Source organism: Sphingomonas sp. Leaf343, assembly GCF_001423765.1.
GTDB lineage: Bacteria > Pseudomonadota > Alphaproteobacteria > Sphingomonadales > Sphingomonadaceae > Sphingomonas.
On sequence record NZ_LMPG01000002.1, the window covers coordinates 32,952 to 58,569 of the forward strand.

At 66.7% G+C, this 25,618-nt stretch carries 23 protein-coding genes; 10 read left to right on the plus strand and 13 right to left on the minus strand.

What is annotated here, in order from left to right:
- Positions 1 to 24: 24 nt before the first annotated feature.
- Positions 25 to 897, minus strand: coding sequence for a UTP--glucose-1-phosphate uridylyltransferase GalU (gene galU, locus ASG07_RS04580; protein ID WP_055843072.1), 873 nt, complete (start codon positions 895 to 897; stop codon positions 25 to 27).
- Positions 898 to 1,019: 122 nt separating this feature from the next.
- Here galU and wecB point away from each other — a divergent pair, with 122 nt between their 5' ends.
- From wecB to ASG07_RS04600, 4 genes are all read left to right on the plus strand, one after another.
- A complete protein-coding gene (gene wecB, locus ASG07_RS04585; RefSeq protein WP_055843073.1) occupies positions 1,020 to 2,147 on the plus strand; it encodes a non-hydrolyzing UDP-N-acetylglucosamine 2-epimerase in 1,128 nt (375 codons plus the stop codon).
- On the plus strand, positions 2,131 to 3,441 hold the full coding sequence (gene wecC / locus ASG07_RS04590) for a UDP-N-acetyl-D-mannosamine dehydrogenase (RefSeq protein ID WP_055843075.1): 1,311 nt from the start codon (positions 2,131 to 2,133) through the stop codon (positions 3,439 to 3,441). The genes wecB and wecC overlap by 17 nt, the downstream gene beginning before the upstream one ends.
- Positions 3,442 to 3,526: 85 nt before the next feature.
- Complete coding sequence (locus ASG07_RS04595) at positions 3,527 to 4,285, plus strand: metallophosphoesterase family protein (RefSeq protein WP_055843077.1); 759 nt, start codon at positions 3,527 to 3,529, stop codon at positions 4,283 to 4,285.
- 191 nt (positions 4,286 to 4,476) lie between these two features.
- Positions 4,477 to 4,722, plus strand: coding sequence for a hypothetical protein (locus tag ASG07_RS04600; protein WP_055843079.1), 246 nt, complete (start codon positions 4,477 to 4,479; stop codon positions 4,720 to 4,722).
- A 543-nt stretch (positions 4,723 to 5,265) separates the two neighbouring features.
- Here ASG07_RS04600 and ASG07_RS04605 read toward each other — a convergent pair.
- Both ASG07_RS04605 and rpsU read right to left on the minus strand, forming a co-directional pair.
- A complete protein-coding gene (locus ASG07_RS04605; protein WP_055843081.1) occupies positions 5,266 to 5,829 on the minus strand; it encodes an FKBP-type peptidyl-prolyl cis-trans isomerase in 564 nt (187 codons plus the stop codon).
- Between the two features lie 112 nt (positions 5,830 to 5,941).
- On the minus strand, positions 5,942 to 6,148 hold the full coding sequence (gene rpsU, locus ASG07_RS04610; RefSeq protein ID WP_007404630.1) for a 30S ribosomal protein S21: 207 nt from the start codon (positions 6,146 to 6,148) through the stop codon (positions 5,942 to 5,944).
- 247 nt (positions 6,149 to 6,395) lie between these two features.
- Between rpsU and ASG07_RS04615 the strand changes: the two genes are divergently transcribed.
- The 4 genes from ASG07_RS04615 to cysS all read left to right on the plus strand — a co-directional run bounded on the left by ASG07_RS04615 (position 6,396) and on the right by cysS (position 10,980).
- Positions 6,396 to 7,130: a response regulator gene (locus ASG07_RS04615; RefSeq protein WP_236694558.1), complete on the plus strand. Its 735-nt coding sequence runs from the start codon at positions 6,396 to 6,398 to the stop codon at positions 7,128 to 7,130.
- 1 nt (position 7,131) lies between these two features.
- On the plus strand, positions 7,132 to 8,385 hold the full coding sequence (locus ASG07_RS04620; protein ID WP_055843083.1) for a sensor histidine kinase: 1,254 nt from the start codon (positions 7,132 to 7,134) through the stop codon (positions 8,383 to 8,385).
- A 146-nt stretch (positions 8,386 to 8,531) separates the two neighbouring features.
- Entirely contained in the window at positions 8,532 to 9,440 is a 909-nt protein-coding gene (locus tag ASG07_RS04625) for an intradiol ring-cleavage dioxygenase (protein ID WP_055843085.1), read from the plus strand.
- 109 nt (positions 9,441 to 9,549) lie between these two features.
- Entirely contained in the window at positions 9,550 to 10,980 is a 1,431-nt protein-coding gene (gene cysS, locus ASG07_RS04630) for a cysteine--tRNA ligase (protein ID WP_055843087.1), read from the plus strand.
- Here cysS and ASG07_RS04635 read toward each other — a convergent pair.
- Positions 10,972 to 11,898 carry a M48 family metallopeptidase gene (locus tag ASG07_RS04635; protein ID WP_055843089.1) on the minus strand — a complete coding sequence of 309 codons (927 nt, stop codon included), beginning with the start codon at positions 11,896 to 11,898 and terminating at the stop codon, positions 10,972 to 10,974. The genes cysS and ASG07_RS04635 overlap by 9 nt on opposite strands.
- The gene (locus ASG07_RS04640; protein ID WP_055843092.1) at positions 11,895 to 13,529 is read right to left on the minus strand and encodes an ArnT family glycosyltransferase; all 1,635 of its coding nucleotides are present in this window, start codon (positions 13,527 to 13,529) and stop codon (positions 11,895 to 11,897) included. The genes ASG07_RS04635 and ASG07_RS04640 overlap by 4 nt, the downstream gene beginning before the upstream one ends.
- A gap of 103 nt (positions 13,530 to 13,632) precedes the next feature.
- Between ASG07_RS04640 and rfbF the strand changes: the two genes are divergently transcribed.
- Together rfbF and rfbG are read left to right on the plus strand one after the other, a co-directional pair.
- Positions 13,633 to 14,403 carry a glucose-1-phosphate cytidylyltransferase gene (rfbF, locus tag ASG07_RS04645; RefSeq protein ID WP_055843094.1) on the plus strand — a complete coding sequence of 257 codons (771 nt, stop codon included), beginning with the start codon at positions 13,633 to 13,635 and terminating at the stop codon, positions 14,401 to 14,403.
- On the plus strand, positions 14,403 to 15,473 hold the full coding sequence (gene rfbG, locus ASG07_RS04650) for a CDP-glucose 4,6-dehydratase (RefSeq protein ID WP_236694560.1): 1,071 nt from the start codon (positions 14,403 to 14,405) through the stop codon (positions 15,471 to 15,473). Before rfbF ends, rfbG begins: the two co-directional genes overlap by 1 nt.
- On the opposite strand, the gene ASG07_RS04655 is transcribed toward rfbG, so the two are convergent.
- From ASG07_RS04655 to rfbH, 8 genes are all read right to left on the minus strand, one after another.
- Positions 15,460 to 16,821, minus strand: coding sequence for a glycosyltransferase family 87 protein (locus tag ASG07_RS04655; protein ID WP_055843095.1), 1,362 nt, complete (start codon positions 16,819 to 16,821; stop codon positions 15,460 to 15,462). The genes rfbG and ASG07_RS04655 overlap by 14 nt on opposite strands.
- Positions 16,818 to 17,210, minus strand: coding sequence for a GtrA family protein (locus tag ASG07_RS04660; protein WP_055843097.1), 393 nt, complete (start codon positions 17,208 to 17,210; stop codon positions 16,818 to 16,820). The genes ASG07_RS04655 and ASG07_RS04660 overlap by 4 nt, the downstream gene beginning before the upstream one ends.
- Positions 17,207 to 18,151 carry a glycosyltransferase family 2 protein gene (locus ASG07_RS04665; RefSeq protein WP_055843099.1) on the minus strand — a complete coding sequence of 315 codons (945 nt, stop codon included), beginning with the start codon at positions 18,149 to 18,151 and terminating at the stop codon, positions 17,207 to 17,209. The genes ASG07_RS04660 and ASG07_RS04665 overlap by 4 nt, the downstream gene beginning before the upstream one ends.
- Positions 18,144 to 19,238 carry a hypothetical protein gene (locus tag ASG07_RS04670; protein ID WP_055843101.1) on the minus strand — a complete coding sequence of 365 codons (1,095 nt, stop codon included), beginning with the start codon at positions 19,236 to 19,238 and terminating at the stop codon, positions 18,144 to 18,146. Before ASG07_RS04670 ends, ASG07_RS04665 begins: the two co-directional genes overlap by 8 nt.
- Positions 19,235 to 21,187 (minus strand): SLBB domain-containing protein, encoded by a 1,953-nt coding sequence (locus ASG07_RS04675; protein WP_156361744.1) that lies wholly within the window; start codon positions 21,185 to 21,187, stop codon positions 19,235 to 19,237. Before ASG07_RS04675 ends, ASG07_RS04670 begins: the two co-directional genes overlap by 4 nt.
- Before the next feature lie 99 nt (positions 21,188 to 21,286).
- Positions 21,287 to 22,321 carry an NAD-dependent epimerase/dehydratase family protein gene (locus ASG07_RS04680; protein WP_055843105.1) on the minus strand — a complete coding sequence of 345 codons (1,035 nt, stop codon included), beginning with the start codon at positions 22,319 to 22,321 and terminating at the stop codon, positions 21,287 to 21,289.
- Positions 22,318 to 24,186 carry a thiamine pyrophosphate-binding protein gene (locus ASG07_RS04685; protein WP_055843107.1) on the minus strand — a complete coding sequence of 623 codons (1,869 nt, stop codon included), beginning with the start codon at positions 24,184 to 24,186 and terminating at the stop codon, positions 22,318 to 22,320. The genes ASG07_RS04680 and ASG07_RS04685 overlap by 4 nt, the downstream gene beginning before the upstream one ends.
- Positions 24,183 to 25,529: a lipopolysaccharide biosynthesis protein RfbH gene (gene rfbH, locus ASG07_RS04690; protein ID WP_082474530.1), complete on the minus strand. Its 1,347-nt coding sequence runs from the start codon at positions 25,527 to 25,529 to the stop codon at positions 24,183 to 24,185. The genes ASG07_RS04685 and rfbH overlap by 4 nt, the downstream gene beginning before the upstream one ends.
- Positions 25,530 to 25,618: the final 89 nt, after the last annotated feature.

Sequence of the window (25,618 nt, forward strand, 5' to 3'; positions counted from 1 at the left end):
CCCGAAGGGATCGTCCGGCCGATGTCAGCCCAGCCGGGTTTCGGCGAACGAGCGCACCGCCGGCCCGATGTCGTCGCGCACCAGCGCCAGCGCGAGGTTCGCGCAGATATAGCCCGCCTTGTCGCCGCAGTCGTAGCGTTCGCCGTCGAATGTGAAGCCATGGAACGGCTGCCGGCCGATCAATTGCGCCATCGCGTCGGTCAGCTGGATCTCGCCACCCGCGCCCTTTTCCTGCCCTTCCAGGATCCGCATCACTTCGGGTTGCAGGATATAGCGGCCCGGGATCATCAGGTTGGACGGCGCGGTTCCCTTCGCCGGCTTCTCGACCAGCGCCGTCACCTCGACCGTGCGATCGTCGATCCGCGCGCCCGGCGAGATGATGCCGTATTTGTCGGTCTCGCTGTCCTCCACCTCCAGCGCGCCGATGACGTTGCCACCGACCCGGCCATACGCCTCGACCATCTGCTTCAGGAACCCCGGCCTGCCGACCATCAGCTCGTCCGGCAGCAGCACCGCAAACGGCTCGTCGCCGACGATCTCGCGCGCGCACCACACCGCATGGCCCAGACCCAGCGGTTCCTGCTGGCGGACATAGACCGGCGAACCCGGCTTCTGGCGGATGCCGTCGAGCACGGTCAGCGACTTGCCGCGCGCGCGCATCGTCGCCTCCAGTTCGTAGGAGATGTCGAAATGATCCTCCAGCGCGGACTTGTTGCGGCCCGTCACGAAGATGATCTGGTCGATCCCGGCCTCCAGCGCCTCTTCCACGGCATACTGGATCAACGGCTTGTCGACGACGGTCAGCATCTCCTTCGGCATCGCCTTGGTCGCCGGGAGGAAACGCGTCCCCAGACCCGCAACCGGAAACACGGCCTTGCGCAATGGCTTGATCGTCATCGTCTTCTGTCTCCCTGTCGGTCTGCGTAGCCGGCGGCTCGTATCCCGCCGCCCTGAGCCAGCCGCGCCTGGACGATGCGCGGTTAGCATGATCGTAAACCCTGCCGCCTTACTAAACTGGTATGGCTCATACCATCCTCGTCGTCTTCGGCACGCGACCCGAAGCGATCAAACTCTTCCCCGTCGTCCGGGCGCTCGGCGGGACGCAAGGGCTGCGCGTCCGCACCTGCGTGACGGCACAGCATCGCGGCCTCTTGGATCAGGTGCTGACGATCGCCGGACTCGTACCCGACCGCGATCTCGACATCATGGAACCGGGCCAATCGCTCGACCGGCTGACCGCACGGCTGCTGATCGGGATCGGTGACGCGATCGACGCGGAGCGGCCGGACATGGTACTGGTGCAGGGCGACACCGCCACCGCGATGGCGGGCGCGCTGGCCGCCTATTATCGTCGCATTCCGGTCGCGCATGTCGAGGCGGGTCTGCGGTCCGGCGACATCTATCATCCCTGGCCGGAGGAGGTGAACCGCCGCATCGTCGCACCGATCGCGCAATACCATTTCGCGCCGACGCGCACGGCGGCCGACGCCCTGATTCGCGAGGCGATCGATCCGGCCAGCATCCACGTCACCGGCAACACGGTGATCGACGCGCTGCACTGGACACGGGAGCGGATCGCCACCGATCCGGTGCTGGCACAGTCGGTCGCACCAGTCCTGTCGCAAATGGACGGGCGCCGCATCGTACTGGTCACGACCCACCGGCGCGAGAATTTCGGCGATGGCATGGCCTCGATCGCGCGGGCGATCGGCCGCATCGCCGAACGCGAGGATGTCGGCGTCGTCTTTCCCATACATCCCAACCCGAATGTCGTCGCGGTCATGGACGATCTGCTGGGCGACCGGCCCAATGTCGCCCGCATCGCACCGCTCGATTATCCCGGCTTCATTGCCGCGCTGGCCGCCGCCGACATCGTCCTGACCGATTCGGGCGGCGTGCAGGAGGAGGCGCCGGCACTCGGCAAACCGGTGCTTGTGATGCGCGAGACGACGGAGCGGCCGGAGGGCGTCGTGGCAGGAACCGCCAAGCTGATCGGAGCGGACGAAGATCGCATCGTTTCCGAAGTCTTCACGCTTCTGGACGATAGCGACGCCTATGCCGCCATGGCCCGCGCCCACAACCCGTTCGGCGACGGTCACGCCTCGGCCAGGATCGGAAAGGTGATCGCCGATGGCTTCCGCCGCTGAACTCGACGTCGTCGTCATGGGGCTGGGCTATATCGGCCTGCCTACCGCCGCGGTGATCGCCCGCACCGGCGCACGGGTGCTCGGCGTCGACGTGACCGCGTCCGTCGTGGAAACGGTCAACTCCGGCCGCGTCCATATCGAGGAGGTCGATCTCGATGGCCTCGTATCCGGCGTTGTCGCGCGGGGCACGCTGCGCGCCTCTACGCAGATCGCACCCGCCGACATCTTCGTGATCGCCGTCCCCACGCCGTTCGCGGCGGACCACCAGCCCGACATCGGCTATGTCCTGCAAGCGGCGACCAGCATCGCCGCCGTGCTGAAGGCGGGCGACACGATCATTCTGGAGTCGACCTCGCCCGTCGGCACGACCGAACAGGTCCGCGATCTGCTGGCAGTTCTGCGCCCCGACCTGCGCGTACCCGGCCACGGCGGCATCGGTGAAAGTGCGGACATCGCGATCGCCTACTGCCCGGAACGCGTGCTTCCGGGCCGCATCCTTGTCGAACTGATCGACAACGACCGCGTCATCGGCGGGGTCACGCCGCGGTGCGCGCGCAAGGCCCTGGCCTTTTATCGACGGTTCGTGCGGGGGGCCTGCGTCACCACCACCGCCCGCGCGGCGGAGATGACGAAGCTGACGGAGAACGCATTTCGCGACGTCAACATCGCCTTCGCCAACGAACTCAGCCTCGTCGCCGACCGGCTCGGCGTCGATGTGTGGGAGGTGATCCGGCTCGCCAATCGCCACCCGCGCGTCAACATCCTGTCGCCCGGTCCGGGCGTTGGAGGCCATTGCATCGCGGTGGATCCGTGGTTCCTCGTCGCGGCCGCGCCAGACAGCACGCCACTGATCCGCACCGCCCGCGAAGTGAACGACCGCAAGACGGACCACGTGATCGCGCAGGCCGTGGCGATGATCGAGGCGATGCCGGGCGTCCCGGTCGGCTGCATGGGATTGGCGTTCAAGGCGAACATCGACGACTTTCGCGAAAGCCCGGCCCTGCGTGTCGCGGTGGCGCTGGCCGGGCGCTTCGGCGAGCGAGTGCGGATCGTGGAGCCCCATGCCGACGCGCTTCCGGAGGCGTTGGAGGGAACGGGCGCACGCCTGATCGACGTGGATACGGCGATCGAAACCTGCGGCATCATGATCCTGCTGGTCGACCACGACCTGTTCCGGTCGATCCCCCTGCAGGAGCGGCAAGGCAAGGCCGTCCTCGATACGCGCGGTATCTGGCCCGATCAGCCGCCCTTCTCCCACGAAATGGTGCGGCCGGAGTTACGGCTGGCAAGCTGATCGCGTTCATTGCAGCGCGGCACGCAAAGACGTAATGGGATTGTTCCCGCCGGCGGTCCCTGCTGGCCATATCCCTGAAAAAGCGATGCTGCTCAAGTTTCTCAAAAGGGCGACGCCCGTGCGGAGCGCGCCAGTCATTCCGACGGGCCAGCGTGTCTACGCGATCGGTGACGTGCACGGCCGACTCGATCTGCTGGATAGACTGCTCGATACGATCGAGGCCGACGACGCCGGCCGTAGCGCCGCGCAAACGACCTATATCTTCCTTGGCGATCTGGTCGACCGCGGTCCGGATTCCGCCGGCGTCGTCGAGCGCATCCGGCATCTCGCTCTTGCCAAGTCCGACGTTCGGCTGCTCTCGGGCAATCACGAAGAAATATTCCTGGGCGCAATCGGGGGCGACGACAAGGCGCTGCGCCTGTTCTGCCGAATCGGCGGACGTGAAACGGCGATCAGCTACGGGATCGCCGCGGCTGACTACGACGTGATGGATTATGCCGAACTTGCCGCGGCGCTCCAGCGCGTCGTTCCGGAGGATCATCGGCTCTTTCTCGCAGCTGCGGCCGATATCGAAGTGATCGGCGGCTACGCCTTCGTTCATGCCGGCGTGCATCCCGATCGGCCCCTGTCCGAACAGCGGCCAAGCGACCTCCGCTGGATACGAAATCCGTTTCTCGATCATCGTAACCCGCTGGAAAAGATGATCGTCCACGGGCATACGGTTTCACCCGCGATAGAGTTTCGGCCGCATCGGATCGGTGTCGATACCGGGGCCTACCAGTCTGGACGGCTGAGCGCGCTGGGCCTCGAGGGCGACCGATCATGGCATTGCGATACCCTCTGATCCCCGTGGTATTGCTGCACTACGGCAGTTTACTACTTTTTGTTCGTAGTTTTTGCTGTAAGACACCCGCGATCGGAGTGTTGCATGGCCGCAACCGCGGTGGCGTAAACGCGCCGGTCGGGTGGAACTGTTGCAAGGCCGTATGCTTTATGGCACTGCGCTGATCGACGGACATTTGAAGGGAGTTCTACATGCGTCTTGCTAAGTATCTCGCGGCTGCTGCCGCTGCGACGATGGTCGTTGCGCCTGCGGTCGCCGCTCCGGTGAACGCGGCATCGAGCCTGTCGGTCGCCAAGTCGGCCCGCGTCGGCTCGGCGTCGGCCAAGAAGAACGAGCTGGCCGGTGGCGGCTTCATCGTTGCTGCTCTGGCCGCTGCTGCGGTCGTTGCCGGCATCGTGATCGTTGCCGACAGCGATGACGAGCCGGACAGCAACTGAGCTGATCCAGCTTCGGCTAATAGAATAGCGGCCTTCGGGCCGCTATTTTTTTGTCCGGTAGAGGGTGATCGTCATCGCCATGCGGCAAATATGAGCTGCTTGCACGATGAGGTTTGGATGATCGGTGACTTTGCAAGCGTCGGCAGCGTTTCACCGAGGGATTGCTCTAGCGATAAAAGGCACGCGTTTGATCCGGGACGCGAGGCTGCTGCGGATCACTGGGCCGACATTGTGCGAAGCACGAATTAGCCATCCCAACGATAAACGTCGCGGAAAGCGCCGTAAAACCCGTGCCTGCTTACCGTTGCCGCAAATAGGGCAACGGAAATCCGCCGCGCGATATACGCATCGCCGGGCCGCGTCAGTCCGACGTCATGTAGCGACGATCCGGGAGCCGGCGCTTTGCGATAGATTACAGCGGTCCTCGCCGACGTTCGTCGATACCCCCACCGCGCCCGTGTGTCGGCGTGCCGGTCATGCCGGCACGATCAGCTATCTGTTCGGCGAAATCGCGACCGCCTGAAAAGACGCCCACTCGATACGTTAGCGCTGGGGTTGAGCGCCCTGGGGCATGCCGCCGCCCGCTCCGCCCATCATCATCTGCTGCTGCTGCATCCGCTGGACGACTTCCTGCGGCAGGAAGTCGACTAGTTCGATGTCGAACACCAACGTCGAGTTCGCCGGGATCGAAGGGCTGGGCGATTTGTCGCCATAGCCGAGCGCGGCAGGGAGCCAGACGCGATATTTCGCGCCTTTGGGCATCAGCTTCAGCGCTTCGGAAAAACCGGGAACGACGCCGGCCACGGGCATCGGCGTCGGCTGCTGCGACTTGTCGAAGGTGGAGCCGTTGAGCAGCTTCCCCTCGTAGTTGATGAGAGCGACATCCGTGTTGGTGGGCTTCGCGCCCGCACCGGGTTTCAGCACCTTGTACTGAAGGCCGGAGGCGGTGGTCACCACGCCCTCCGCCCGCGCATTGCGGCTCATGACGTCATCGCCCTGCCGCGCCAGCGCGAAGGCGCTGACCAGTGCCAGCGCGAGTCCGATCCACAGATAGACCAGATAGCTGCGCTTGACGGGGCGGAGGGGAACGGCGGTGACGGTCGACATGGATACACCTGGAGTTGGGGGCACCCGGGTCGGTGCCGTCACCGAAGATCAGTCTCGAAGTGGAGGAAGTGGAGGCCCTCCACGGGGTCCCTCCACTTCGCTCGAACGCCTCTTACCGGGCGCCGTCACGCTCGGCGCGCTTGCGCTCCAGCTTGCGGGCGCGGCGCACGGCAGCGGCACGCTCGCGCGCACGCTTCTCCGACGGCTTCTCGTAATGACGACGCAGCTTCATCTCGCGATACACGCCCTCACGCTGCAGCTTCTTCTTGAGCGCGCGCAGGGCCTGGTCGACATTATTGTCGCGAACGATGATCTGCATAAAACCAATGAGCTCCAATGGATAAAGCGGCCGCGAACCTTGGTTCGCGCCGTGTGACGGAGGCGGTTAGCAGCGCCGGTCCCAAAACGCAACCCGAACCGGCACCGCCAAAGCTGTGGCGGCACGGCCACAGCCGGACCTGTTTCACCCTATGTTGCAGCCCTGCAATGCGACGGATACGCTGGGTGGACACCGCTGCCCCATGCTCAGGACCGCAGAACCCTCCGATCTGGACCTCGCCCCGGACATGGCCACCCGCCTCCTCATCGTCGACGACGATCCCGGCATCCGCGAACTGACCGCCGCCTTCCTGTCGGGACACGGTTATCTCGTCGACGTCGCGGTGGACGGCGCGGGGATGCGCGCGGCGCTGGCGGCGGAACGCTATGCGCTGGTCGTGCTGGATGTGATGATGCCGGGCGAGGACGGACTGTCGATCCTGCGGTCGCTCGACCGGGCCACCGCACCCGCGATCATCATCCTGTCGGTGATCGGCGAGGAGGTGGACCGGATCGTCGGTCTGGAGATGGGTGCGGACGATTATGTCGCAAAGCCGGCAAATCCGCGCGAGTTGCTGGCGCGCATCCGGTCGGTGCTGCGGCGGCATGGCGAACACCGGCCGACTCGCATCGTGTCCGGTGGCGGTGCGCCACCACGCCCGTTCCAGCGTTTCGCCGATTGGCGTCTGGACGCGGCGGGGCGGCAGTTGTTCGACCCGGACGATGTCGTTATCAACCTGTCGGACGGCGAGTTTCGGCTGCTGATGACGCTGGTCGAGCATCCCCGCCGCGTACTGACACGCGATTTCCTGCTCGATCATTCGCGCGGGACCAATGCCGAGCATTTCGACCGCGCGATCGACGTCCAGGTCAGCCGTCTGCGGCGGAGGCTGCATCGCACCGACGGCAGGGGCGGCGACGACCTGATCCGTACCGTCCGCAACGAAGGCTATATGTTCGCGGCCGATGTCGAGACGCGCTGACATGACGAACCGGGCGCGCTCGATCGCATGGCCGATCTTCGCGCTGGTGCTGGCGTCGGTCGTGGTTGCGACCAGCGTGATCTTCGCCGTGACGTTCAGCGGACCACCGCCGCGCGAAAGCACAGGCACGGCCGCTGCCGTGGCCCGGGTGATGCGTGGCGGCGGTGGAGCCGGTCGGCTGAGCGTCATCAGGCAGGATCGCCCCCCTGCCCCCGACCACCTGTTCCGGCCCAATCCCGCCGGGGCGGAGCGGCTGGCGACGCTGCTCGGCGTGCCGGCACGCGACGTAGTGGCCTATACGATGCGGCCACCGGAGGATGAGCAGGGCAGTTTCGGCCGCGATTTCGTGCTGGGCTGGCGCACGGCGGACGAGTGGCGGGTGGTGTCCAGCCCCGACCCGCTGCTGCGGCCATGGCATTTGAAAACGCTGGCGGCGATGCTGATCGCGGTGCTGGCGCTGGCGGTTCCCGGCTGGATGCTGGCGCGGGCGATCTCCCGCCCGCTGGCGCAGGTGGCGCAGGCGGCGGAGCAGGCGCGCGCGGGTGCGACGCTGCCGCCGTTGCCGCAAGGCGGCGCACGCGAGGTGCGGACGCTGTCGCGGGCGGTCGCGGCGATGCACGCGCGGCTGGCCGCGCACGCGGAGGGGCGAACGACGATGCTGGCGGCGATCGCGCATGACATGGGAACGCCGTTATCGCGACTCGCCTTCCGCATCGAATCGCTGCCCGATGCCGCGCGGGAGCGTGCCGCGGCGGACATCGCCGAGATGCGCGCGATGATCGCGGCGGCGCTGTCCTTCGCGCGGGACGAGACGAGCGACGTGACCAACCGGCTGGATCTCGGCAGCCTGATCGACGCTCTGGTCGATGACATGGGCGAATCGGGCCAGCCGGTGACGGCAGCGCCGGGACCGCGCGCAATCGTCCGGGGTGATTCGGGTGCTCTACGGCGGCTATTTGCGAACCTGATCGAGAATGGGGTGCGATACGGCGACCGGGTATCGATCGGATGGCGTATCGAAAGCCGCGACGTGGTGGTGACGGTCGACGATCATGGGCCGGGGATCGATCCGGCTTCGGTGGAGCGATTGTTCGAGCCCTTTGTGAGGGGCGACCCCTCCCGGAACCGTGCGACGGGCGGGACCGGGCTGGGTCTGGCGATCGTGCGGTCGATCGCGGGGCGGCATGGCGGCGAAGTGACGCTGGAGAACGGGCCGACCGGGGCGCGGGCTCAGGTGATCTTGCCGCTGGCATGAAGGGCGATGCTGCCGCACGGCGACCGTCCTGCCGATGAGCCATGCCCGCCGCTTTCGCAACATCCCGTAACAATACGACGCTTGCCGGACATACGGTGGTGACCCGCCGCCGCGACATGGTCCCCACCGATCCCAGGGGAACCCAGATGAGCGACCACAACCACGACGATCACGGCCACAGTCTGGCGGAGGACCTGCCGCGGATGAACGCGCTGGTCGCCCGGCGACGGGCGCTGAAATGGTTCGCGGGGGCGGGTACGGTGGCAATGGTCACCGGGTGTGGCGGCAACGGGGAATCGTCCACGGTATCGGTCGTCAGCGGCGGTGCGACCGCCACGCCCACGCCGGCCGCCACGCCGACCCCGGCTGCCACCGCGACGCCCACCCCGACGGGATCGTGCATCGTCGATCCGACCGAAACCGGTGGCCCCTATCCTGCGGATGGGACCAACACCTCCAGCGGATCGACCAGCAACGCGCTGGTGGCGAGCGGCATCGTGCGCAGCGACATCCGGCCCAGTTTTCTAGGCAGCAGCACGACCGTCGCGACAGGTGTCGAGCTGAAGCTGACGCTGACCGTCGTGAACGTGAATGCGGCGTGCGCGGCGCTGGCCGGGTATGCGGTGTATCTGTGGTGTTGCGACCGCAACGGCAAATACTCGCTCTATACCGCTGCCGCCGAGAGCTACCTGCGCGGCGTGCAGGTGACCGACAGCAACGGGCAGGTGACGTTTACGCTCGTCTTTCCGGGCTGTTACGACGGACGCTGGCCGCATATCCATTTCGAGGTGTTCTCGACGCTGGCGACGGCGACCAGTGGCCGTTACGCATCACTCGTGTCGCAACTGGCGATGCCGGCGGCGGCGTGCAGCACGGTCTATGCCGACGCGATGACCTATCCGTCCAGCGCCGGCAACTTCACCCGCGTGTCGCTGTCGAGCGACAACGTGTTCGCCGACAACACTGCCGCGCAGATCGCGCAGCAGACGCCGACGCTGACCGGCAGCCCGTCGGCCGGCTATGTCGGAACCGCGATCGTCGGGCTGGCGCGGTAGATTTCGCGCGGTGGTGCGGCGTCCCCCTGCCGCTCTCCTGATCCGGTGTTCAGCCCAGCTAGGTCGCCCCACTTGGCCGGGGACCCCATCCGCCGCTAAGGACGGCGGCATGAACGGCGTTCCCCTGATCCTCTATAACAGCCTGTCGCGCATGACCGAGACGTTCGTGCCGATCGATCCCGCGAACGTGCGGGTCTATTCCTGTGGACCGACCGTCTACAATTACGCGCATATCGGCAATCTGCGCGCCTATGTCTTTACCGACACGCTGGGGCGGGTGCTGCGGTGGAAGGGGTGGCCGCTTACCCACATCATCAACATCACCGATGTCGGCCACCTGACGTCCGACGCAGATGCCGGCGACGACAAGATGGAGGCGGCGGCGAAGGCGGCCGGGCAGGACATCTGGGCGATCGCGGCGCATTATACAGCGACGTTCAAACAGAATCTGCGCGACCTGAACATCGTCGATCCAGCCCGGTTTCCGCTGGCGACGGACCATGTCGCGGGGATGATCGACTGGGGCACGGCGATCGAGGCGAAGCATTGCTATCGGCTGCCCGACGGCCTGTATTTCGACACGGCGAGCGTGCCGGATTACGGCAGCCTCGCGCGGCAGAAGAGCGACGAGGGCGAGAGCCGGATCGATCCCGTCGCGGGGAAGCGCAACGCGGCGGACTTCGCGATCTGGCGCACATCCGCGCCGGGCGAGAACCGGCAGATGGAGTGGGATTCGCCCTGGGGTCGAGGTGCACCGGGCTGGCACCTGGAATGTTCGGTGATGAGCCGGCAATATCTGGGGCCGAAGTTCGACATCCATACCGGCGGCATCGACCACCGCGAAATCCATCACCCGAACGAGATCGCGCAGAATCAGGCGATGAGCGGGACCGCCGATACCGGCGCGAATGTCTGGCTGCACAATAATTTCCTGGTCGAACGCGCCGGCAAGATGTCCAAATCGTCGGGCCAGTTCACGCGACTGCAGACACTGGTCGATCGCGGTTTCCACCCTTTGTCGTACCGGATGATGTGCCTTCAGGCGCAGTATCGGTCGGAGATGGAGTTCTCGTGGGAGGGTCTTGCCGCCGCGCAGACCCGACTGAAGCGGCTGGTGCAGAGTGTCGAGGCGCTGCGTGCACGGCCGGATGCGCCCTCCGCCGGGCCCGCAGGCGCCTATGTCGAGCGGCTGGATGCGGCGGTGTCGGACGACCTGTCGACTCCGCGCGCGCTGATCGCGCTGGACGAGTTGCTGGCGGACAAAAAGGTGTCGGCGGGCGATCGGCTGACGGCGCTGGCCGAGTTCGACGCGGTGCTGGGTCTTGGCCTGGCGACGCTGACGCGCGCCGACCTGAGGACGCGTCCCGCCGACGCTCCTATCGACGGCGATGGCGTGGCGGCGAAGCTGGCGGAGCGGCGCGAGGCGCGGGCGGCGAAGGATTTCGCGCGGTCGGATGCGATCCGCGACGAACTGGCAGCGTCGGGCGTCGAGGTGATGGACGGCGATCCGCTGGGCTGGGACTGGCGACCCTCAGTCTAGCGGCTGGTCGCGGGTCGCCAGCAGCGGCGGAGTCCAGGTCCGGCCGGCGCCGGCGGGGATGCGGGCGGCCTCGGCGTCGATCGCGGCGGCGCGGTCCTTGCTGGAGGCGTGGGTGCGGCTGCGGAACAGGCCGCCGTCGATATCGCCGCCATGCTCCCGCCAGAAGCGCGCGGCGGCGCGCGGGTCGTAACCCGCATTGTGCAGCAGCGCGACGGAGAGCTGGTCCGCCTCGTCCTCGGTGCGGCGGAACAGCCGCCCGTTGCGCCCGAATTCCGACAGGACGCCCCATTTCACGCCCGCCGCCTCCAGCCGGTCGCGGTGGTGGAGGACGTTGTGCGACAATTCGTGCGCGACGACGGCGGCGACCTCCGTATCGCTATAGCGTTCGAGGAAGCGGACGCCGATCCGTACCGTCGTCCCGTCCGCCTCGGCGGTCATTTTCGGGCCGAGGATCAGCTCGAAATCGGTGCGGCAGCCGGGACTGGCGGCCACGGTGACGCTGCGATCGGAGAGCGTCAGCGCCAGCGGCTGGTCCGCGGGACGCGCCGCCAGCGCCTTCAGCGTCGCCTCCCGCGTGGCGGAGGTCGGTGGCTTCGCGGGCTTCGGCACGGGCGTTCCGTCGATCGCGAGCAAACCGTCGTCCGCCCGGGCTCCGGCGGCGGCGGCGGTGCTGCCGGGCACGACCGCCTCCACCGATACGGGCGCGGTGAAGCGGAAGATGGCGCGCGCCGCGGGCTGTTCCCCGGTCGGGTATTGATCGAGCGTGTGGATCACAAGGCCGGGCGCGGGCGCGCGCCGGTCGCACAGCGCGACGTTGGCGATGGCAAGGCGGTGGCCGATCGTGGCGAGGCGCAGATCGGCGGCGCGCAACGTCTCCAGATCGGGACCTTGCAGGGCGAGCAGCAGCAGCGCGATCATGGGTGCAGCCTTGCGATGCGGACGATGGGACCGCCGATCCGGCCGGGTTCGGGGCGAAATACCGCGACCACCCTGCCCCGCCCGACGACGGCGCGATAATTGGCGATCTCCAGCGGATAACGCCACGCCTCCGCCAGATAGCGGTCATAGTCGATGAAGATCGCATAATCGGCGCGGCACGTCCCCGAAGTGCCGGGCTTGATCGTGCCGATATCGACGATCGCCCGGTTGCCGCGCCACTTCTCGATCGTGGAATAGCGGATCTTGGCCTTCAGATTCGCCGCCACGTCGACGCAGCCTGCTTCCCCCAGAGGATAGAGGAGGCGCCAGTCCTGCCGGAGCAGGTCGAACGCGAAATGTTCGACGATGACGGTGCTGCCCGCCGGAATGTGCGCGCGCGCCCAGGCGGAGGCGAGGCCGCGCGTGTCGGTCGCCCGCTCCCTCGCTTCGCCCTGCGTCGCGAGGAACGGCGGCAGCAGCGCCGCGACAAGCAGGATCGGCGCGGCCCACCGCCGCCGGACCCAGCCGACGATCGCGGCGACCGCCATTGCCTGCGCGATGGCGACGACGGCGAGCAGCGGGACCGCCCAGCGCGCCCATATCATCGACTGCGCCGCGATCGAGACGAGGAACACCGCCGCGAACGGAAGCACCGTCCAGCGGAATGCGGCGCTGCGCCGGCCGCCGACGACGAAACCCAGCAGCGCCAGCGCCAGCCCGAACCAGCCGCCCGCCGCCTGCCGCAGCGGTTCGCCGAGATACCAGCCCAGATTGTGGAACAGTCCGCCACCGCTCGCGCCCAGATGATGCGGCTGCACCTCCCCCACGACATTGTCGAGGACGGTTCGGTAGTCGAGCAGCAGATAGGGCGAGGCGATCAGCGCACCGGCGACCGTCATCGCGGCCGCCATCGGTAGCAGGCGTGCGTGGCGCGCCCGTTCGTCGGGATGCGCCAGCGCACGACCCATCGCCGAGCCGGCGATGGCGAAGAACGCCGTACCTGCCGGCCATTTCGACGCGATCGCAAAGCCCAACATCACTCCCGCCAGTGCATAATCACGGGCGCGGCCGTAACGCACAATGTCCGCGGCGAAATACAGGCTGGCAAGCACGAACATGCTGGCGGGCATGTCGGTGCGGATGATCTGCGAATAGCGGACATGGAGCGGGTCCACCGCCAATAATGCCGCCGCCAGCAATGCGACGCGCCACCCGCCGAACCGGCGCGCGGTTGCGAAGGTCAGCACGATCGAAACCAGCGCGAAGGCGAGCATCAGATAGCGGCCGGGCAGCAGGACGATGCCCGGATCGGCGTAGAAGGCGCGGCCGAATGCCTCGACATCGGCGAAGCGGCCGGTGGCGATGCCCAGCCCGACGACGCCGATCTCCACCAGCGCCAGCCCATAGATGGTCGTCGTACCCGGATGGCCGAACCAGCCGGGGTTCAGCGTGTGATCGCGCAACAGCTTCATGCTTTGCAGGATGAAGATGCCCTCATCCGCATCGTACATCGCCGGCAGGCCGAAACCGATGCCGCGCACGCGAAGGATCGCCGCCACCAGCACGATCGCCGCCAGCGCGTACCGCTTCCAAGACGCGCCGCGCGCCCTTCCCCCTCCATCGATGGTCATCGACCGCGCGATAGCCGCAGCCGGGCGCGTCGGGAAGCGTCCGCGCGATTGACACCGTGCCGCCCGCGCCTAAACCGCCGCGGATGCGACAAATGGAGGCGATGTGAAGGCGGTAATCCTGGCCGGAGGGCTCGGCAGCAGGATCGGCGAAGAGACGTCGGTCCGCCCCAAGCCGATGGTCGAGATCGGCGGCATGCCGATCCTGTGGCACATCATGAAAATCTATGCCGCGGCCGGGGTCAACGACTTCGTCATCTGCCTCGGCTACAAGGGCTATGTCATCAAGGAGTTCTTCGCGAACTACTTCCTGCATACCGCCGACGTGACGATCGACCTGACGAAGAATGCGATCGAAGTGCACCGGGCGCGCAGCGAACCGTGGCGGATCACGATGGTCGAAACCGGCGCGAACGCGATGACTGGCGGGAGGCTCGGCGCGATCCGGCCGTATCTGACCGAGGGTGAGCCGTTCTGCTTCACCTATGGCGACGGCGTCGCCGATATCGACATCGCCGCGCTGATCGCCTTCCACCGCGCGCACGGGCGACGCGCTACGATCACCGCCGTAGCACCTCCGGGACGCTTCGGTGCGCTGGAGTTCGACGGTGACGTCGTCACCAGCTTCCGCGAGAAGCCGGCGGGAGACGGTGGCCTCATCAATGGCGGGTTCTTCGTCGCCGATCCGTCCGTGCTCGACCTGATCCGCGGGCCGGAGACGGTGTGGGAGCAGGAACCGCTCAACACGCTGGCGCATAGCGGCGATCTGGTCGCGTACCGGCATCATGGATTCTGGCAGCCGATGGATACGCTGCGCGACAAGCAGCATCTGGAAGAGCTGTGGAGCAGCGGCAACCCGCCCTGGAAGAAATGGTGATGGACTGGGGCGGCCGCCGCGTCTTCGTGACGGGTCATACCGGATTCAAGGGAAGCTGGCTGGCGCTATGGCTGCACCGGCTCGGCGCGGACGTCACCGGCTTCGCGCTGCCGCCGCCGACCACGCCCAGCCTATTCGAGGCAGCGCGGATCGCCGACATCGTCCGCCACGTCGAAGGCGACATCCGCGACCTGCCGGCGTTGCAGGCGGCGATGGCGGAGGCGCAGCCGGAGGTGGTGTTCCACCTCGCCGCGCAGCCGCTCGTCCGGCTGTCCTACGACGAACCGGTCGAAACCTATGCGACCAACGTCATGGGCACCGTGCACACGCTGGAAGCGGCGCGTCGCGCGGGCAGCGTCAAGGCGTTCGTCTGCATCACGACCGACAAATGCTATGAGAATCGCGAATGGGTCTGGCCCTATCGCGAAAGCGACCCGATGGGCGGCTACGATCCGTACAGCAGCAGCAAGGGCGCGGCCGAGCTGGTCGTCTCCGCCTATCGCCGCTCCTTTTTCGAGCGGGACGGCATCGGGCTGGCGTCGGTCCGCGCGGGCAACGTCATCGGCGGCGGCGACTGGGCCGCGGACCGGCTGATCCCCGATCTCGTCCGCGCCTTCGAAGCGGGCGTCGCGCCGGAAATCCGCGCGCCCGACGCGGTACGTCCGTGGCAGCATGTGCTGGAGGCACTGGGCGGTTATCTGCTGATCGCCGAGCGGCTGCTGGCCGGCGAGCCGGGCTTCGCCGACGCCTGGAACTTCGGACCGGCGGACGACGATGCCCGGCCGGTGTCGTGGATCGTCGAGCGGATGCGCGCGGCGTGGGGCGGCGACGCGGCCGCGCCGGTCGCGTTTTCGGGCGCGGTGCCGCACGAGGCAGGGCTGCTGCGGCTGGACTGTTCGAAGGCGCGGGCGATGCTGGGCTGGCGACCGGCGCTGCCATTGGGCGAGGCGCTGGGCTGGATCGTCGAATGGCATCGCCGTACGGCTGAGGGCGAGGATGCGCGCGCGGTCACGCTGGCGCAATTGGCGGACTATGCGGCGCGGTCGGGTATCGGCCCTACGCCGGCCTGACCGCCTGCCCCTCCCCCGACATGATCGGCAGGTCGCGCCGGAACCGCCAGCGGGACCGCCATCCCTGCACCCGGATATCCACCCAGACCTCCCGGATCGTGACGCAGGCGAGCGCGAACGGGATCGACATGAACAATAATGGCCGGATCAACGGCCCAATCATGAACGCGTAATCGATCATTACAGAACGGTTTGCAAGAAAGCTGAAGCTGATGTCCGATCCTACCCGCCCCGTCGAGATGTCGGCGGGTATGGAGATGATGAATGCAGCAACAATCGCCCATTTTCGACCAAAACCCTGCCAGCGCTCCATCAAGGCAAAGAAAATACCGATACTAAGCGAATACCCACTCGTTTCGGTACTGATAATAGCCAACGATGCTCCAAGGCCGGTCAATCTGAACATCGGCACAGCCTCTGGCCGAATCCAGGCTGCGATCCAGGATAGCAGGATCGTCAATTGCACGATACGGGTCAGCGTCGGCAAAACAACCAGTAGCATCTCGACGTTCTTCGATCCAATCATCGAAGTAATCGGCAGGCTATCGCTGTTAAGCAAGCCAACGAATGGCTGGTACGTCGTGGCAAACCAGATATCGAGAAAGTTATTGATGACGTAGACTTTTTCTACAGTTAGATTCTCGTACAACTGTAGTGGTGACCCGTTACCCTGTATCACGAACGTCGCAATATAGATCAATATCGTTGCCAGAACCGCACCCTCAAACCATCGCCATCGGCGACGCAGAAGCTGCGGTGCCAGCGCCGATATCAGATAAAGCTTGAAGTTGATCGCCAACCCTACATTCACCCAGCGCCACCGCGCGGAGGCAAGCAGAGGGCCGAACGCCAATATTATCGTGGTGAAGGTCAGGATGAACGGATTGGCCCGCTCCAGTGCAAACAGCATTGGCAGCCCAGCCGCAACGGCGATCGATCTTGCAGTCGCGGTTTTCCTGTCGATCTTCAGGAAGGTCAACGATATCAGAACGACATTAAGAATGAAGAACGCATGAAATGTCGCGATGCCGACCCAGTCGCAATAGCGAACCCACGGATCACCCCCGCTGGCCGGGACATAGCAGGACGAGTCCCCAAACAGCCGCATGACAACAAAGGTCAATGGAGGGTAGACGCTCTCCCAAACATCGTAAGCACCTTTGTCACGTGCCCAATAGGCTGTGTTGAACCAGTCCATCCAGACGTCGCCCGGATCATAGAAGAATGGTTGCGGAAGATGGCCGTATATATTCAGAAAGACGAATGCACGAACCAGCGCGATCAGGATCGCGGCTGCCAGCAGCGGTTCCAGCCAGCGATTGACCGGGGTCAGTCGCGGCTTCCTCATGAGGACGCGGTGTCGCGGAACACCAGATGTTTCAGCACGAAGTAATTGAGGAGCGAGGTCAGGACGAGCGAGATGAAGCCCGCCAGATAATCGGAATGGACCAGCCGGTCCGCCCCCGCCAGCGTCGCCAGGCTGATGACGTAGTTGACCGCATAAGAGGTCGCGAAGCGGAGCTTGGCCGGCCCGGCATCGCGAAAGACGTGGCGGGAATAGGTGACGTAGTTGAACGCGACGCCGATCACATGCGCGACGATCTGCGCGACGTACAGGTTCAGACCCAGTCGCACGAACAGCGCGAACAGCCCGAACCCGAAAGCCGCGTTGAGGATGCCGGCCTGATAATAGCGCCAGATCTGCGTCAGCCGCGCCCATACTATCCGGTTTATCACGGGTGCGGCTCCACCGGAAAGTTCACCCGCTCGCGCTCGATCACCAGCGGGGTGCCGCGGGTACGCTCCGACACCAGCCGCGCCTGATCGCCGATCAGGCCGATAAAGCCGAACAGCAGCGCGAACTGCAACTGAACGACGGCCGCGACCAGCCACCAGCCACCCGCGCCACCGAGCAGCCATGCGACCGGTGCGGCGAGCAGCGAGATCGCCGCCAGCAGCCCGCACAGGGCGGCGACGGGAAAGGTCAGCCGGATCAGGTTCTTGGACGAACTTGCCAGCCCCGACAGAGCGAAATCGAGCAACGTCAGGAAGTTGTTCTTGGATATCCCGCGCAGGCGGCCGGGCCGCGGGTAGCGGATGATATCGACGGGATAGCCCGTCTCGACGAGCATGCCGCGGAAGAATGGCTCCGGCTCCCGCAGCGACGCGATCGCATCCACCACCTTGCGGTCGTACAGGCCGAAGCCGGTGGCGTCGGGGATGATCCGGTATTCGCCGACCTTGCCCGCGAACCAGTAGAAGATGCGGCGGAGCGAGCCGAACAGCAACGTCGATCGCCCCTGCTCGCGCACGCCCAGCACGATCGCGAAGCCCGCGCGCCACCGCTCCACGAAGCGGCCGAGCAGTTCGGGCGGGTCCTGGAAATCGGCGCACATGCCGACGACGGCGCGTCCGCTCGCCTGGAAGATGCCGTGAGTCGGCGACCGCATCTGGCCGAAGTTGCGCGTGTTGACGATCAGGCGGATGCGCGGGTCGGCCGCGCACAGCCCGCGCACGATCTCCACGGTCCGATCGGTCGAGGCATTGTCGATGAAGATCAGCTCGAAACTGGCCTGCGCGCGTTCCAGTTCGGCCACCACCGCGGCGGCGATCTGCGCGGCGTTATCCTCTTCGTTGTAGCAGGGGATGACGACGGAGACGTCCGGCCGTTCAGTCATCCCGCCGCCCCTCGCCCACGGGCGGCCGCCAGCCGTAGAACTCGACGCCCAGGCCGACGAGCAGGATGAGGACGCCCAGCGCCGCGGGGATCAGGTTCAGCTGACGCGCGGTGTCGATATAGGCCGGCTCCAGCACGCGAACCGTCGCCGTCGAGGTCAGATCCTCGACCGCGGTACCTTCCAGATACCGGGTATAGCCATCGTAGAGTTGCTGCGCGATATTCAGCTCGCGCTCCAGCTTGCGGACCTGCGTCGACTGACGGACGACGCGGCCGATCGAGTTGTTCTCGGTCGGGTTCAGGGCCTGAAGCTGGGCGAGCTGGCTTTTCAGGGCATCGAGCTGCGCGATGATCTGGCGGACCGAGATGTTCTCGTCGGTGGCGAACTGACGAGCGGCATTGAGCTCGACCTCCTTCGCCTTGATCGCGGCCTGCAGCACCGGGATTCGCTCGCCGATCGCACCGATCGCGAACCGGGGATCGGAATAGCGGGTACGGAGACGGAAATCGTTATAGGCCGCCTCCGCCTGGTCGCGCCGCTCTCCCGCTTCGCGGACCAGCCGTTCGAGGATGCCACGCTTGTATTCGGTCTGGCGGCGCGCGATCTCGCCCAGTCGCGCCTGCGTGGCGTTCTGATAGGCGGTCACGATCTGGCGGCCGAAAGCAGCGTCCGGGGTCTCGATCTCCATCTGGACGATACCGCCGCGCATCGTCCGGATGTCGACGTTCTTTTCCAGCCAGCGGCTGGCGTGAATGTCATCCCGAAGCCCGAGCCGCTTGACCAGATCGAGCTGCTTGATGACGGCCTGACGGACATAGACGCTGCGCGCCACGCGCATGCTGACCTCGACCGCGGCCTGATTGCCGAACACGCTGTTGAGCGCGCCGAGCTGGCCGAGCGTCTGGCCGAGGCCGAGACTGGCGGGGTCGGTCGGCGTCAGCGTCACCGCCGCGCGATAGCGTTCGGGGAAGAGCGTCAGCACGGCGCAAATCGCCAGCAGGACGACGATGATCGCGCGACGCAGCCACGGGCTGCGCACCAGCGGCGCACGGCGGAGCGAGCCGATCAGGCTGGGTGGCGGGGTCAATTGTTGATCGCCGCGATGGTCGCCGCGCCCAGCCCCAGCTGGAACACGATCGTCGTGATCTCGCGGATCTTGGCCCACAGCGACCCCGACTGCGTCTTCACCGGCACGAAGATCACGTCACCCGGCAGGACATAGGCATTGAGCGCCCCGGTCTTCTTCGACAGCACTTCGCCATTGGCGCGGACGACGAAGATCGCGCCCTTGTCGGCGGCGCGCAACGGCCCGCCGGCGCGGGTCAGATAGGCGGACACCTTCATCGGCTTCGCACCGTCGATCGCGAAGGATGCGGGGCGATACACCGCGCCGAACACGCCGACCGTGGTCGGGCGGGCGGGCACGACGATCCGGTCGTTATTCTCAAGCACGAAATCGGCCGGCAGCGTCGTCGCGGCGGGTGGCAGGTCCAGCACCACGCGGCCGTCCGGCTCGGCGGCGCGCAGCCGTTCCAGCACCTCGCGCGCGGCCTGCTGCTGCGCGGCGCGCTCCCCGGCGGCGATCGACTGGTCGGAGGTCAACGGCGCGGCCGACAGCGAGATCTCAAGCTGGCGGATGGCATCGCGATACGCCTCCGCCTGCTGCCGCCGGACGGAGATGCGTTCGAAGCGGGTGCCGTAGACATAGGCGCGATCGGTCAGACCGCCGGCCCTGGCGACGACATCGGTCAGGCGGGTATTGGCTGGCAGGTAGTAGCTGCCGGGCGTCCCCACCTCGCCCTCGATCCGCACCAGCACGGACTGGGTGGCGGTCGGGCGCTGCAACGTGCCCTCCGACAGGACCTGGACGATATCGCCGCCGCGCGCGGGCGCGCTGGCGGCCGCGAGCTGCGGGACCTGCTGCACGCCGACGGCATTCGCGTCCGACAGGCGGTACAGCATCAACCGGCTCTTGTCGGCCAGATCGCTGGGCCCGCCGGCATAGCGGACGAGCTGTTCCAGCGTCTCGCCGGGCTTCGCCTCGTAGATTGCGGGGGCGTTGACGCTGCCCGCGACCGCGACCTGTGCGCCGAGCGGCGGGATGTAGAGGACGTCCTCGTTCTGGAGGACGACGTCGTTGGTCCGGTCGCCGCCGCGGACGAGTTGATACAGGTCGAAATCACTGACGAGCTGGTTGTTGCGATAGAGCTTCACCGAGCGGAAGCTGCCGCCGGCATTGGGACCGCCCGCAGCCAGCACCGCATTGACCATCGTCGACAGGCTGTTGACGGAGAACGAGCCGGGATTGTTCGCGAAGCCGGTGACGTAGACGCGAATGCCGCGCAACTGGCGCACCGATACGTCGACGGTGAAGCCACGGAAGCGCGTATCGATCGCACGGGTCAGTACGTCCTTCAGGTCGCCGAAACGGACGCCGGAAAGGTTCACCGCGCCGACGCGCGGCAGGAAGATGCGCCCGCGGGTGTCGATCTCCCGCTCCACGCTGCCCTCGATCGATCCCGCCATCGAGATCGCGACGACGTCACCGACGTTCAGGACATAGCCGGGTGGCACGGTCGAGGTCGCCGGCCGCGCATAGTCGCGGTCGCCCGGCAGCAGCAGGTCCAGCCCGAACCGCGGCAGCGGCTCTCCCAGCGAGGTCGCGACGAAGCGCTCGAACTCGTTGGGCTGGGCCGGGGCACGCAGCCGGGTGCCAGCGCTCGGGTCGTCGGCGCGGGTCGAGGGAACGTCGGAGCCACCGATCTGGACCGGTTCGATCCGGCTCGACGGCACGGCGTCGTTGGCCGACGCGCGCGAGCGTTCGTCGCCGTCGCCATTGTCGGAGGAATTGCCGTTCTGGCGCTGCCCCACGGGTGACCCGTTGGGCACATTCTGCTGATTCTGCTGCTGAAGGATCTGCGCCTCCACCGGTCCGAGGGCCAGTCCCCCGACCGCGACGCCGGCCAGCAGGCCCGCCGCCATCCCCGCCGTCCGCCGCGCGATGCGCCCGCGACGATCCCCAACACTCACGCTCATGACATTCCTATCAATTCGATCCGGTGGACGGCCGACCGGCCGGCCTCCCGATGCGGCCATCGCCCGCGCCCGATCCGCAGCATCGTGGTAAATGAAGGCTCACCCTGCCGCAACGCCAGACTCAGACGGGCCAGACCCGGACGGAACAGACCCAGGTGGGCCAGACTCCGCCGCCATCCCTTCCGCCGTGTCGGCGATCTGCTCCGCCAGCGGCACGGCACCGATCCCGTGGTGCGCCAACAGGGCGTCGTAGACGGTGCGATCGCCGATGTAGCGATCGATCCGATCCGACGTGACCGGCGCGCGTTCCACGCCGCCGCCCAGCACGGCCGCGACCGCGCCGGCAACGTCTGCGAGTTCCAGCGGATCGCCGCCCGTATCGAAGCTGTGCGTCACAGGTGCATCGCCGAGCAGGAGCAGGATCACGAGCGACATCAGTTCGCGGATCGCGACATAGCCTCGCATCACCCTGTGCGGCGCACGGACGGTGATCGCGCGCCCGGCGAGCGAATCGAGGATGAACGCCGCCATCGCATAGGCCTGATGCTTGTTCATATAGGGGCCGGCGACGTTGAATATGCGGGTGACGACGGCGATGTTGCCGCTCGTCTCGGCCCAGGCCGCGAAGTCCAGTTCGTCGCGCCGCTTCAACTGTCCGTACAGGCGCATGTCGGGCGCGGCATCGCTATCGTCGGCGAAGCGCGCCGCACCCGACGAGGCGACGAACACGCCCGTCGCGCCGATCCGGTCGAGCGCGTCGAGCACCGTGCGGCTGAGCGCCGCGTTCGCCGCCGCATAGTCTTCCGCCGCCATCCCCGCGACCCGGTCCTTGGTCAGGAAGGCGAGGTGCAGGACCAGCGTCGGCTCCGGCCGCAGCCCGGCGATCGCGGCGAGCGGGCGTTGATCGATCGTTGTGCCATCGCGCAGCGCCAGCGTACGTGCGGATGCCCCGAACGCATGCACGCGCCCGGCAAACGCGTCACCGAGCGCGAACCGGAGCAACTCCAGAGTCGCCAGTCCTAGCCAGCCGCCCGCGCCCGTCACGACGACGCGCCGGCCGCTGGCGGCGAGCGCATCGGCAGCGGCCGGCGTCAGCCGCTGACGGGCACGAACGCCCGCCCGCCAGTCGGTCATGTCGCCATCATCTCCGCGAGCTCGTCGCGTGGCAGAAACGGAGCCATGTCCTCCAGCGGCGACGTGACCATCGTGCCGTCGTCCAGCCGGCGCGACGACAGGCGTGGTGCGAAACCCTGACGCTTGTCGATCATCACCTCGCACAGGTGCGGCCCCTCCCCCGCCAGCGCGGCGCGGATCGCGGAGGGCAGGTCGGTGTGGTTGTCGACGCCCGACGCGGGAATGCCGAAACCGCCGGCCAGCCGCTGGAAATTGGGGAAGGTGACGCCGCTATCGGGTCCGCAGCCGACGATGTTGGTCGGGAAATAATTCTGCTGCGCCTGACGGATGGAGTGGTAGCCGTCATTGTTCAGGAGGAAGATCTTGATCGGCATCTGTGCGCCGACGATCGTCTGAAGTTCCTGAAGGTTCATCATGATGCTGCCGTCGCCGGCCAGACAGACGATGCGCTTCGCCCCCGACGCGTAGAACGCGCCGATCGCCGCCGGCAAATCATACCCCATCGAGGCGCAGCCGGAGTTGGTGTAGAGGCGCTGCCCCTTCTTCAGCACCGCCGCCTGGAAGATTGTGACGCAGGCGGTACCGTCGCCGGTGACGACGATATCGCCCTCCTCCAGCTCCGCGAACAGCGCGTCGCCGAAGACATAGGGATTAATCGGTGATTCCTGCGCCCGGTATTCGTCGACGACGACCGGGTAACGCTCCGTTCTCGCCTTGCTGTGCGCCAGGAAGGCGGCGCGGGCTTCGCGATTGTCGCTGGCCGGCACCGCAGCGGCGGCGGCGGACGCGAAGAAGGCGCGCAGGTCGGCGTGGATCGGGCGATCGATCGACAGCGTAGGCTTGGCGAGTTCGGCCGCATCGACCTCGACCATCGCCACCTTCGCGTCGCGCGCGAAACTCTGCCAGTTGAAGCTGATCTGGCGGATGTTGAGGCGCGATCCGAGAATCAGGACGTAATCCGCCGTCTGCACGGCGAAATTACCCCCGCGATTGCCGAGCGAGCCGGGCCGCCCGACATAGAGCGGGTGATCGTCGGGCACGGTATCGTGGGCGTTCCAGCCGGTGACGACCGGCACGCCGATCCGCTCCACGAATTCCAGGAACCGGGCGTGCTGCCCCGACAGGCGCACGCCCGCGCCGGCCAGCACGACCGGGCGTTCGGCGGCGTAGAGTTCGTCGAGCAAGGCCGCGACCTCGGCATCGAGCGCGTCGCCGGTGAGCAACCCGACTTCGGCGGCGGTGTTCGCCGATTCGCCGCGGTGATCGTCGGCGGCAGGGTCATAACCCTCCAGTTCGGCAGGATCGACCAGCGCGCCCTGCACGTCTCCGGGAACATCGATCCAGACCGGGCCGGGACGGCCCCGGACGGCCAGATGCAGCGCCTTCTCCACCACCTTGCGGACGTCCGTCGGCTGATCCAGCACCACCGCATATTTGGTGATGCCGGCCACCATCCGGACGATGTCGACCTCCTGATCGCCCAATTGGCGCAGGCGCGGGTCGATGAAGGGGGCATAGGTCTCGCGCTTCACCTGTCCCGACACGACCACCATCGGGATCGAATCGACATAGGCACCATAGACGCCGTTGAGCGCGTTGACGCCGCCGGGTCCCGTCGTGACGTTGACCAAAGCCGGGCGGCCGAGCAGCCGGCCATAGCTCTCCGCGGCGATGGCCGATGCCTGTTCGTGATGCAGGAACAGACAGCGCAGGCCGGGCGCGAGGCCGAAGGCGTCGTTCAGGTGCATCGACCCGCCGCCGGTCAGGACGAACGCGTCGGTGATGCCGAAATCGACCAGTGCCCCGGCGATATAGTCGGCGACGCGGATCTTCGCCGCGCTACCCGTCCCTGCATCCGTGCTCATGCCGCGCTCGACACCCGTGCGCCGGCGACGAACTGGCGGATCATGTCGACCTGGAACGCGATATGCGCCTCGGTCAGCCCCGGATAGAGGCCGATCCAGAAGGTGTGGTTGGTGACGATGTCGGCGTTGGTCAGCTCGCCGACGACACGATATTCGCGGTGCCGCATATAGGGCTGGCGCAGCAGGTTGCCGCCGAACAGCAGGCGCGTGCCGATGCGGTTCGCATCCAGCCACTGCGTCAGTTCGTCGCGGAGCAGGCCAGACTCGGGGCGGATCGTGATCGGATAACCAAACCACGACGGATCGCTGTTGGGCGTTCCCTCCGGCAGGATCAGCACGTCCTCCAGCGGCTTCAGCGCCTCCGTCAGCAACGCGAAGTTGCGCCGGCGCGCCGCGACGAACTCGTCGACGCGGTCGAGTTGCGCGACGCCGACCGCCGCCTGCATGTCGGTGATCTTCAGGTTATAGCCGGCGTGGCTGTAGGTGTATTTGTGATCGTAGCCCATTGGCAGGCTGCCGAGCTTGCGCGCGAACCGCTTGCCGCAGGTATTGTCCTGACCCGGCTGGCACCAGCAATCGCGACCCCAGTCCCGCATCGATTCGATGACGCGCTTCAGCCGAGGCTTGTCGGTGAACACCGCCCCGCCCTCACCCATCGTGATGTGGTGCGCGGGATAGAAGCTAAGCGTGCCGATGTCGCCGAACGTGCCGACATGCTGGCCGTTATAGGTCGCGCCCAGCGCGTCGCAGGTGTCCTCCACCACGAACAGGCCGTACTTCTCCGCCACGCGCATCACCTCGGCGATGTCGAACGGGTTGCCTAGAGTGTGCGCGATCATGATCGCGCGCGTCTTGTCCGACACCGCCGCCTCGATCATCTCGGGCTTGACGTTATAGGTTGGGATGTCGACGTCGACGAACACCGGCACCAGCCCGTACTGCAGCGACGGATTGACCGTGGTCGGGAAACCGGTGGCGACCGTAATGACCTCGTCACCCGGCTTCAGCGCCTCGCCGCGCAGATAGTGCGAGGTCAGCGTCGACAGCGCCAGCAGGTTGGCGGACGATCCCGAATTGGTCGTCAGCGCATGCCGCACGCCCAGCCGGGCCGCCAGCTTCCGCTCGAACTCGTCGTTGAAGCGGCCGGTGGTCAGCCAGAAATCGAGCGAGCTGTCGACCAGCGAGCGCATGTCCGCCTCGCCGTACACCTTACCCGACACCGGCACCGGGCTCTGGCCTGCGACGAACGGTTTGGGTGCATGGAACGAGCGGGCGTATTGCCCGACGAGATCGAGGATCAGGCCGCGAAGCTGCGGCTCGTCGCAATCCTGCGCCATGGCCATCAGGGCCTGGGGATCGCAATCGGCGGGAAGGGTCATAAAGGCTCCGGTGCGCGGACAGGCCGCTGGAATAGGCGAAGGGAACGCCGGTG